General features: G+C 68.5%; 10 protein-coding genes. 4 read left to right on the top strand and 6 right to left on the bottom strand.

The features are described from left to right. Window positions 1–72: 72 nt before the first annotated feature. Complete coding sequence (locus QCD75_RS21150; RefSeq protein ID WP_301231470.1) at window positions 73–1,464, bottom strand: glycoside hydrolase family 32 protein; 1,392 nt, start codon at window positions 1,462–1,464, stop codon at window positions 73–75. A gap of 140 nt (window positions 1,465–1,604) precedes the next feature. On the opposite strand from QCD75_RS21150, the gene QCD75_RS21155 reads away from it, so the two are divergent. The 4 genes from QCD75_RS21155 to QCD75_RS21170 all read left to right on the top strand — a co-directional run bounded on the left by QCD75_RS21155 (window position 1,605) and on the right by QCD75_RS21170 (window position 5,076). Beyond that, window positions 1,605–2,663 carry a phosphatase PAP2 family protein gene (locus tag QCD75_RS21155; RefSeq protein WP_301231471.1) on the top strand — a complete coding sequence of 353 codons (1,059 nt, stop codon included), beginning with the start codon at window positions 1,605–1,607 and terminating at the stop codon, window positions 2,661–2,663. Window positions 2,664–2,764: 101 nt separating this feature from the next. Beyond that, window positions 2,765–3,481, top strand: coding sequence for a DUF4397 domain-containing protein (locus tag QCD75_RS21160; protein ID WP_301231472.1), 717 nt, complete (start codon window positions 2,765–2,767; stop codon window positions 3,479–3,481). Window positions 3,482–3,662: 181 nt separating this feature from the next. Beyond that, the gene (locus tag QCD75_RS21165) at window positions 3,663–4,235 is read left to right on the top strand and encodes an RNA polymerase sigma factor (protein WP_301231473.1); all 573 of its coding nucleotides are present in this window, start codon (window positions 3,663–3,665) and stop codon (window positions 4,233–4,235) included. Beyond that, window positions 4,222–5,076: an anti-sigma factor gene (locus tag QCD75_RS21170; RefSeq protein ID WP_301231474.1), complete on the top strand. Its 855-nt coding sequence runs from the start codon at window positions 4,222–4,224 to the stop codon at window positions 5,074–5,076. Before QCD75_RS21165 ends, QCD75_RS21170 begins: the two co-directional genes overlap by 14 nt. A gap of 10 nt (window positions 5,077–5,086) precedes the next feature. Here the strand turns inward: QCD75_RS21170 and QCD75_RS21175 are convergent, their stop codons facing one another. The 5 genes from QCD75_RS21175 to QCD75_RS21190 all read right to left on the bottom strand — a co-directional run. Further along, complete coding sequence (locus QCD75_RS21175; protein WP_301231476.1) at window positions 5,087–5,737, bottom strand: DUF1345 domain-containing protein; 651 nt, start codon at window positions 5,735–5,737, stop codon at window positions 5,087–5,089. An 84-nt stretch (window positions 5,738–5,821) separates the two neighbouring features. After that, entirely contained in the window at window positions 5,822–6,259 is a 438-nt protein-coding gene (locus tag QCD75_RS21180) for a DUF6855 family protein (RefSeq protein ID WP_301231477.1), read from the bottom strand. Between the two features lie 156 nt (window positions 6,260–6,415). Next, window positions 6,416–7,084: a class F sortase gene (locus tag QCD75_RS22300; protein ID WP_367400686.1), complete on the bottom strand. Its 669-nt coding sequence runs from the start codon at window positions 7,082–7,084 to the stop codon at window positions 6,416–6,418. Window positions 7,085–7,121: 37 nt separating this feature from the next. Further along, window positions 7,122–8,420, bottom strand: a complete 1,299-nt coding sequence (locus QCD75_RS21185; RefSeq protein WP_301231478.1) for a hypothetical protein — start codon at window positions 8,418–8,420, stop codon at window positions 7,122–7,124. Window positions 8,421–8,645: 225 nt separating this feature from the next. After that, window positions 8,646–9,757 (bottom strand): FG-GAP-like repeat-containing protein (locus QCD75_RS21190; RefSeq protein WP_301231479.1); only part of this gene is annotated, 1,112 nt, incomplete at its 5' end.

Here is a 9,757-nt window from a genome sequence, read left to right on the forward strand (position 1 = left end):
TCAATGGACATAACGGGACTATGTCCGCTCGTTGCTGCAAGAGCGGGGCATGTCCACCGGGCCCCTCTCAGCTCACGCAGGCGGCGCCTCAGCGGACGGCCCCTCCGGCAGCGCAGGACGGTCCGGGTGCCGGAGCGCCCAGACGTCGGCCGCGGCGCCGTGCGGCAGTTCAAGCTGCCACTCCTCGCCGGCGCCGGGGTAGGCACGCAGCGTCGTCGGCACCGAGCCATGGCGGTAGATCTCCACGATCGAGGCATCCACAAAGATGCGCAGCTCATCACCCCCGGCCACGGTGTCGGCGAACACGGTCCGCCGCTGCCCGGCCGCGACGAGGACCAGCCGGAGCGTGCCCTCTCCCCCGAGGACCCGCACCTCGGCCCCGGCCGGCAGGGCAAAAGTGCCCGCGGCGCCGCGGTGCAGACGCTCGCCGCGGTAGGCGCGGAGTTCGGGGGCGGGTTCGACGGCGAGGACCCCGCCGTGCACGGAGAGCTGGCGGGGGAAGGTCAGGATCCCGGACCAGCCGGCCTCGTCAATCTGTTCCTGGCTGCGCCCGAAGAGGCGCCCGGGGAGGTCCTCGCCGTCCGCCAGCTCGGCGGACCAGCCCCAGAGCAGTGCCCGGTCCGGCAGCGCGAGGATCTGCGGGGCGTAGAACTCCCGGCCCAGGTCGGCCTTCCCGCCGGCCGAGGGCCTGAACACCGGCAGCCCGGAGCCGTCCGGCGCCAGCGAGCCGAGGAGGTAGCCGACACCGTTGGGGTGGTCATGGTCGTCGGTCCCGAGCCAGAGCGAGGCCATCAGCAGCCAGGTCTCCGCGCCGGAGGAATCCGGGACGCGGACCAGCTGCGGGCACTCCCAGATCTCCGCCGGCATGTGCCGGGCCGCGAGCGGGTCCTCCGTGCTGAGCCAGATCCCCTCGTACCGCCACCGGCGCAGGTCCTCCACGCTGTAGAGCAGCACGGCGGCATGGCCGGAGTCCAGCCCGGCCCCCTGGAGCGCGAACCGGCGGCCCTGGAAGCTGAAGAGGAACGGGTCCCGGACGGCGGTGACCCGCGGGTCCGGGGGGATTTCCGCCGCGATGTGCCCGTCCTGGGTCCAACTGCGCAGGGACTCATCCGCCCGGGCCAGGACCACGCGGGAGTGGCCGCCCGGGGTGTCGACGCCGGAATAGGCGGCGGTGGGGACGCCGCCGTCGTCGGTTACGACGCCGGACCAGCAGCCCAGCGCGTCCGGGCCGCCGGGCTGGGGCCGGAGCGCCACCGGTTCCTCGTCCCAGCGCACCAGGTCCGGGGAGCTCAGGTGCCCCCAGCAGATGTTCCGGTGCCGGGCCGAATCCGGGTTGTACTGGAAGAAAACGTGGTAGCGGCCGGCCTCGTAGCTCAGGCCGTTGGGATCGTTGATCCAGCCCTGCGCGGGACGCGGGTGGAAGCGAGGGAAGGCTGGGTCCGGATGCATCGCCGCGGTGTCCATGGCCAAACACTACCCGCGGCGCGGCCCGAGGGCTGCCCGCCGGGCAGATCAGGGCGAATGTGCACCCGGCATCCGCCCTGATCTGCCCGGCGGATGCACCCCTCAGAAACTTCGCAGGGTTCTGTGGGAACCTGTTACCGATGAGTTTTCGGCAGGATCGCACCAGCACGCACCCGGCTCCGGCGTACCCGCAGCCGCTGTCCCCGCGCGCCGAGGGAACCCGCGAGGGAACCCGCGCGGGCGCCCGCGGGGGAACCCGCGCGGGCGACCCGGCGGACCCGGCAACGGACCCCGCCGGACACCAGGGACGCCAGGGCCGCGGCACCGGATTCCTGTTCCTGCTCGCCACCCTGGTGAGCATGGCCGCCCTGGCCGGGACCTACTACTTCTTTGTCCGGACCACCACGGGCCAGTTCATCGACGAATCGGCCCTCGTGGAGGCGGTCGAGATCCACGGCGCCGCCGGAAAGGCCGCCAACAAGCTCCTCGACTGGCTGCCCGCGCTCTCCCTGCTGATCGCCACCGTCATGGTCCTCATCGTCACCGTGCTGAAGCGGCGCTGGGCCGCCGCGGGGATCGCCGTCGCGGCCTGCGTGGGCGCCAACGTGGCCACCCAGATCCTCAAGGACATTGTCCCGGTCCGGCCCTACACCGGGGTCGAGACCCTGGAGCTGAATTCGCTGCCCTCCGGCCACACCACGATGGCCGCCTCGGCCGCGGCCGCGGTGTTCCTGATGGTCTCCCCGCGCTGGCGCCCGCTCGCCGGGTTCCTGGGCGGCAGCTTCGCCGTCGCCACCGGGGTGTCCACCCTGATCAACCAGTGGCACCGGCCCGCCGACGTCGTCGCTGCGTTCCTCGTCGTGGCGGTGTATATGCTCCCGGCGGGCTGGCTGATCATCCGCAAGGGCCCGCGCTGGAACGTCTGGGACGGCTACGGGGAACACTGGGCCTCCTCCACGCTGTGGCTCGCACTGCCGGCGCTGCTCGGGCTGGCCGCTGCCGCCGTGGCCGCCTTTTCGCTGCTGAGCGTCGCCGCCGGCACAGGCCAGGACAGCGGCACCACGAACTATTTCTGGGCCGGAACCGCGCTGATCGTCATCGCCGGCTACCTCGCCACGGTCAGCGGCGTGTGGCTGTTCGGGCATGCGGCACGACGGCGGAGCGCACCCCGGGGAACAGGGTCCGGCTATCCCGTCTAAGAAAGTTTCCGTCCAAGTGCATCCGGGGACGGCCTTCGGCCGGTAGTAAGGGTGTAAGCACAACCACCGCCCCCCATGTGGGCCTCTCTGAGGAGTTGGAAATGCGCAAGACACTCTCTGCAGCCGCCGGAACAATGACGCTGCTGGCAGCACTGGCCCTGGCCGCCCCGGCCCAGGCCGGCACCGGGCACCACCGCGACGAGGGGACAGCAAAACTGTCCGTCCTCCATGGCGTCCCGGGCCTGACCGTTGACGTCTGGGTCGACGGCAAGCTCACCCTGGACGACTTCACGCCGGGCACGTTGGCCGGGCCGCTGAACGTCCCCGACGGAGACCACAAGATCGCCATCACCGGGGCCGACGCCACCAGCGCCGACAACCCCGTGATCGGCCCCGTCACAGTGGACCTGGATGCGGGACGTGACTACACGGCGGTCGCACATCTGGACGCCGACGGCGCCCCAACGGCCACGCTGTTCACCAACAACACCTCGGCCAGCCCGGACGGCAAGGGCAAACTGACCGTCCGGCACGTCGCCGCGGCCCCCGCCGTCGACGTCCTGGCCGGCGGGAGCGCGGTCATTGAGGGACTCACCAACCCGGAGCAGAAGACCCTCTCCCTTGAAGCCGGAACCATCTCCGCCTCGGTCGCGGCTGAGGGAACCACAGACCCGCTGATCGGCCCCGCGGATGTCACGATCACCGAGGGAAAGAACACCATCGTCTACGCATGGGGAAGCCTCGCGGATAACAACCTCGGAGTTGCCGTACAGGTCGTGGACTCCTCCTCGTGCGGACGCGGAGGCCACGACGGGTAGCCTTCCGGACCTCCTGCAGTCACCCCTTTTCGCTACCCGGTGGGGCCGCCTCGAGCGCGGCCCCACCGGCATGCACACCGTGACCTCCCGGACGGCTGACCCCGTTCGGCCATGGCGGAGCCCCGGGGCGTGCGGCATAATGTGGAACAACCAGGCCCGTTGCCGCTCAAAGGAGCACCCCATGGAGGCTGCCGCCGCGCATGATTGGGACCCCGGTCTCGATTACGCGTTTGCAGGCGGCGACGAACGCATCCTCGCCGAGGTCTACCGGAGGCTGAGTCCGCTGGTATACACGCTGGCGCTGCGATCCCTGGGGGAGCGTGCCGCCGCCGACGATGTCACCCAGGAGGTCTTCATTCGGGCCTGGAAATCACGGACCAGTTACCGGCCGGAGGCGGCACGGCTGCCGGCGTGGCTGATCGGGATTACGCGCAATTCCATCTCCGACGCGCTGTCGGTCCGCTCCCGCCAGCGCCATCTGGAACAGGCGGCCATCCACCTGGTCGCTGACCCGGCCACGGGACCGGCTGCCGGCGACGTCGAAGAGGTCGCCGACCGCCTCACCCTGGACGAAGAACTGGAGCACTTGGGGGATCCACAGCAGACAATAATGCGGCTGGCATTCTATGAAGACCTGACTCATGACCAGATTTCCTCGCGCCTCAACCTGCCGCTCGGCACCGTGAAAAGCCACATCCGGCGCAGCCTCACCCGTTTGCGCTCCCGTCTGGAGGTGGAACATGGAACACCTTGATGCCGAGCTTCTCAGCCTGCTGGCCCTTGGCGAGCACCTGGGCACCGACGCCGACGCCGAGCACCTCGCCGGCTGCCCGGAGTGCAGCGAATCCCTGCGGGGCCTGCAACACGCCGTGCGCATTGCCACCCTGGACCTCGCCGGCATTGAACTCGAGGAACCCGGCAGCCAGAACTGGGCCGCCATCCACCAAGCCCTCGGGCTCTCCCAGGCCCTCGCGACGGATCCCCTGTACCAGCGCACCGCCGCGCCCCCCGTGTCATCAGGGAAGCCGGCCGCCAGGCCGGCGGCGGCGGATGCGCCCCCGAAGGACAGCAAGGAACCGGAGGCGGAGCCGGCTCCGTTTCGGCCCGGCACCAAAGACCGGCGGGCCCGTCCCGGGCTCTGGCTTGCCGTGGCAGCCGCCGGCATCGTCCTCGGCACGGCTGCCGGATGGACCGCCGCCGGAGTCCTCCGGGACACCGGCACGCCTGTCCCCGCCGCAACCCAGTCGACTCCGGCATCCATCATCCTCGCCCAAACGTCCCTGACTCCCCTGCCCGCACACACCGGGAGCGGAGACGCACAGGTGCAAGAACTCCCCGACGGGACCCGCCAACTTACGATCCGGCTCTCCAACGAAAATATTTCCGGATTCCGGGGGGTGTGGGTCGGCTCTGCCGACTTGTCGAAGATGGTCAGCCTGGGCGTCCTCGCCAATGACTCCGGCGTCTTCACCATCCCTGCCGGCATCGACCTGGCCCAATACCCCATCGTCGATGTCTCTGACCAGCCGTACAACGGGGATCCGGCGCACTCCGCCGACAGCATCGCCCGGGGAACACTCAACCTGAAAACCTGAGGTGGCCCCTTCAGCGGACCAGACCGGCGACCAGATTGATCGTCGTGGCCAGCACGATGGCGCCCAGCACGTACGAGATGAGCGCCTGGCGCAACGCGGCGTACCGGATCCCGTCCGTCGTCAGGTCGGTGTCCGAGACCTGGAATGTCATGCCGATGGTGAAGGACAGGTACGCGAAGTCCGCATACCGGGGCGGCTTTTTCTTGTTGAAGTCGACTCCCTCGTTATCCCGGTAGTAGAGGGTGGCGTAGCGCAGTGTGAAAAGGGTGTGCACCAGTAGCCAGGAAAGCCCCACACCGGCGAGGGCCAGTGCAATGATGGCCGCTTTCCTTCCGCCCTCCGAGGAGCCGGCATCCAGCAGGATGAGTGCGACGCCGCCGAAGCTGGCCATTGTGGCCCCGAGGACGAGCAAATCGGAGACGATGCGGCCCGGATCCTCCCGGAGTGCATGCGTGGAGGTGTCGGCAGCATCAAGGGGCCAGATCACTGACCACACCCAGCCCAAATAGATCAGCGACGACGCCGCCCAGCCCAGGGCCGGGGCATACGCCCAGGAGCCAAGAACACCGACGGCGAGGGCGACGGTGAGCCCGGCGACGGCCATGATGATCAGTCGAAGCCTGGTGCTGTGGGCGGGGGTGGTGAAGCTGCGGATACTCACGACCTGATCATGTCATCCGGGCTCCGGCTGCCACGTCTCGAGGGACTGTCTTCACCCTGACGCCGGCCATGCCGGGCCGCGGCGCTACGTTGTGGCGGCGTCAGGGCTGGTGGCGTCAGCGCTGATCGCGCGGATGCTGTTGTTCCGCTTCTCGTGGGTGAGCTCGGCCAGTCCCAGCGCCTCCAGCAGCGGAGGAAGGTACATGCCGAACCGGCCCCGGTAGCCGTTGCGGAGCCCGTACCAGCCTCGGACCGGGTTTGAGGCGTCCCTCCCCCAGGCCTCAACGGTTCCCTCGGCCGCGGCCTTCTTCTCGTCAGCGGCGCCAAGGGGCACCCAGCCGCCCTGTTCCGTGAGCCAGTGATGCAGGTCCTCGACGGCGCTCAGACGGTACTTCAGCGTGGTGGATCCCACCTGGCACACGAGCGCGGGAGGGTCGGCCTCCTCGTCGCGGTACATGCTGTACTCGGATGTCCCGGGAGCGGTCAGCAGCTTCCAGGGATCTTCCTTCGTGCCTTGTGCCATGTCGGGCCTTCCTCGCGCTCTCGGTTCCGTCGTCTCCAGCATAGTGACGGCCTCGGGGAGACGTGCGGAATAGCGTGCCCCGGCCTCTCCGGCATAATCAGCAGGCACATGGCCCGTACGGCGTTTGCCTGTTTCCCGGGCGAGGGTCTGCTCGAATCAGGGTTTTTTGCGTGCCGGGTCGGCGGTGATGGCCGTGTTTTTCCCCCATGGGTTATCGAGGTCGCAGGTGACCAGGACGACCCTGCCTGGTATGCGGTTCCAGATGGGGGCGGAGTTCAATGTCGCCTTGTCGTAGGTCTCGACGGCGGTGACGGTGTAGTCGAGTGTGCCGGCCTGGGTGCTGAGGGTGAGCCCATCCCCGGGTTTGGCGTTGGTGCCGATCCGGTTGAAGGGTGCGTCCTCGGCGACCCAGCGGTGGCCGACGATGTAGGTGGTGTCAGTGGAACCGGTCCCGGGTTTGCCGTAGTTAGTGAGCCAGTATCCGTCGTTGGTATCCGGCGGTTCTACCTCCCCGCTGGCGAGGTCTTCGGGGCTGGGGGTCAGCGCCAGGATGGCTACATCCGCATCCGCGCCGGGGTAGAGCAGGCGGAGTGGCGCCGCCCCCGGAGGCTGCGTTCGGGTGGGGGTGGACGGTGGATTGGCGGGAGATGAGGGCGTATCTGCCTCGTTGAGTGGGCTTTGCCTTGTGGTCTGCGTGGGCGGAGGGGGCGTGACGGGGGGCTGCTGGGAGGCCGTGACGGCTGCTGTGAGGCCGTGACGGCTGCTGTGAGGCCGAGGATGGCCAGCGCGGTTGCCGCGGCGATACCCAAGAGCGTGGGCCGCCAGAGGTTGCGCCGGTCGGGCGGTGCCGGCGGGGCCGTGTTCATGAACGCCGTGTGCGGCGTTTTCGGAACAGTACGTAGCCGAAGAGTCCCGCGCCGATGAGACCCGTGGTCAGGCTCAAGACCACCGCCCGGGGATATGCGGGCTCGCGTTGGGCGGCGGTCTGGATGTTCAAGCCGCGGGAAGGCGTGCCGCCCGGGGCGGCCGATGGAGTGCTGCCATTCGTTGTGCTGCCGCCAGCAGACGGCGGAGGCGAAGTGGCCGGCGTGGCCGTGCTGGTTGCCTCCACGACCGTGAAAGGCACTCGAAGAGGTCTCGCACGTGAGTCCGCCGTCACGCGAACATAATTCATCGCACCGATGGGTGCCACGACGGGCACAGCGGTCGCGAGATGGAAAGTTCCGTCCTTAGCGACGGTGGCCGGGCCGAACGCCAGGAGATTATCGAAGAACCCGCTGACGGTTATGCCCGGGGGGTAGCCGCTCCCGTTCACGGTGTAGGCGGCGCCGGGAGCCGCCGTGTCGGCGGAGAGCGTGACGGCGACATTCCAGAACTCCACGTGACTTGGCGGGGTCCGCGTTCCCGTCACGGTCACAGTGTGCATGCCCAACGCGGCACCGGGGGGAACCGGGGAGTGCAAAACGAACCTTCCGTCTTTTTCCACCAAGACTTGATTCAACATCACGGCGTCGGGTCCGAAGGTCGCGGTCACAGTTTCACCCGGGAAGTACCCCGTGCCGTACACGCCCACGGCTAACTCATCAGCTTCTGAAAAGGAGGGAGCCACAGTGGCTGGGGTGACGGTGAACGGCAGCGACTGGACAGCGGTGACCGCCCCTGTCACCGTGACGGCCTGCTTGGCCACCGGGGCACCGAAAGGCACAGTGGTGGGGAAGGAGAAGGTTCCGTCTTCGGCCACCCTGACCGATCCGAGCCCGATGCTGCCCAGCACTGCCGTCACGTCTTCACCCGCCGAGTAGCCTTGCCCGAAAATCGTGAGCCATGACCCTCGGACTCCTGAACTTGCCGAGAGCGACGCGCTCGGGGGGATGGCCAGAACGGTGAAGGATACGGTAACGGGCCCCGGGGACAGAGGGGTCTCCACGGTGATGGAATGCGAACCCGGCGCGGTACCTGCCGAGGATTCAGCGTATCCCGAGCTGGCGCTGAGTATGACGGTGGGGGCCCCGGACACCAGTGCCGGATTGGACACAAGCTGCCCGGCAGCACCCGGCGTCGAAGCCTCGGCGGCCGCCCCGCCGAGGCTGGAGGCCGCTATCAACAGGGCGGTACTTGCTGCGGCGGCAGGCCAGGCCCTAGTTGGGGTCCACTTCTTCATTGCTGCCCCCTGCACCGCGGAGTTCGCTCTTCCATAATTCCCCCTGAAAAAAGCAACGAGCGCCGACGCCGGCATCGGTTTGCCTGATGCTAGCACTAAGCCCAAAGCGCGCACGAAGCGCGGGAAGGGTCTTGTAGCCACCCTCTAACGGGCCGCTGAGGACGAGCAGGTCAAATTTCGCTGCGAGAAAGGAGGCAAAAAACTCTGCGATTTACAGCGGCCACGCTATGGAACAAGCCATAGCCTGCCCCAGTCCGCGGAGACCTTCACCCGGGTCTGCAGCCCGCCCGAACCCGTGCCTGGGTACAACCAGAGGTTCCCGTTGCGGTCCGTGGCCAGAACATCGGCCTTGCTGTCGCCGTTGAAATTACCGGGGCCGGTCAGGGCTTCGATCTTGCCCCAGTCACCGGCCACCTTGACCCGGGTCTGCAGTCCTCCCGAACCGTTGCCGGGGTAGAGCCAGAGGTTGCCGTTTCGGTCCACCGCCAGGACGTCGGACTTGCTGTCGCCGTTGAAATCGCCAGGTGAGGCGGTCAGATCGTTCTTGCCCCAGTCCCCGGAGACCTTGACCCGGGTCTGCAGCCCGCCCGAACCATTGCCGGGGTAGAGCCAGAGGTTGCCGTTGCGGTCCACCGCCAGGATGTCGGGTTTGCTGTCGCCGTTGAAGTCGCCGGGGCCGGTCAGGGCTTCGATCTTGCCCCAGTCACCGGCCACCTTGACCCGCGTCTGCAGTCCGCCCGAACCGTTGCCGGGGTACAGCCAGAGGTTGCCGTTTCGGTCCACCGCCAGGACGTCGGACTTGCTGTCGCCGTTGAAATCGCCCGGCGAGGCGGTCAGATCATTCTTGCCCCAGGCACCGGACATCTTCACTTTCGTTTGCAGGCTACCGGAGCCGTTGCCCCGGTAAAGCCAGAGGTTACCGTTGCAGTCCGTGGCCAGCACATCAGGCTTCCCGTCGCCGTTGAAGTCTTTCGGGACGTACGCGGCCGGTGCCGCGGCGATACTAATGGTCCGGGACGGGGTCACCGCGTCCGGGCTGACCCCGTTGGCGGCCGTGACCGCGAAGGTCGATCCCCCGGCCGTTGTCGGGGTGCCGGAGAGGACACCGGTGAGCGGATCCAGGGACAGCCCGGCCGGCAGGGTGCCCGAGGACACCGTGAACTGCGGGCCCGGGTTCCCGGACGCGGCGAACGTGTAGGAATACGCCGTCCCGACAGTCCCGGCCGCCGGCGGTGTGGAAGCGCTGAACACCGGCGCGGCCGGCGCCGGGGCGATCGTGATCGTCCGGGACGGGGTCACCGCGTCCGGGCTGACCCCGTTGGCGGCCGTGACCGCGA

Source organism: Arthrobacter sp. PsM3 (assembly GCF_030433895.1).
Classification (GTDB): domain Bacteria; phylum Actinomycetota; class Actinomycetes; order Actinomycetales; family Micrococcaceae; genus Arthrobacter.

Coding starts and splice junctions, on each gene's coding strand:
- QCD75_RS21160 (WP_301231472.1), top strand. CDS start 2,765: ATGCGCAAGACACTCTCTGCAGCCGCCGGAACAATGACGCTGCTGGCA.
- QCD75_RS21185 (WP_301231478.1), bottom strand. CDS start 8,420: ATGAAGAAGTGGACCCCAACTAGGGCCTGGCCTGCCGCCGCAGCAAGT.
- QCD75_RS21165 (WP_301231473.1), top strand. CDS start 3,663: ATGGAGGCTGCCGCCGCGCATGATTGGGACCCCGGTCTCGATTACGCG.
- QCD75_RS21155 (WP_301231471.1), top strand. CDS start 1,605: ATGAGTTTTCGGCAGGATCGCACCAGCACGCACCCGGCTCCGGCGTAC.
- QCD75_RS21150 (WP_301231470.1), bottom strand. CDS start 1,464: ATGGACACCGCGGCGATGCATCCGGACCCAGCCTTCCCTCGCTTCCAC.
- QCD75_RS21170 (WP_301231474.1), top strand. CDS start 4,222: ATGGAACACCTTGATGCCGAGCTTCTCAGCCTGCTGGCCCTTGGCGAG.
- QCD75_RS21180 (WP_301231477.1), bottom strand. CDS start 6,259: ATGGCACAAGGCACGAAGGAAGATCCCTGGAAGCTGCTGACCGCTCCC.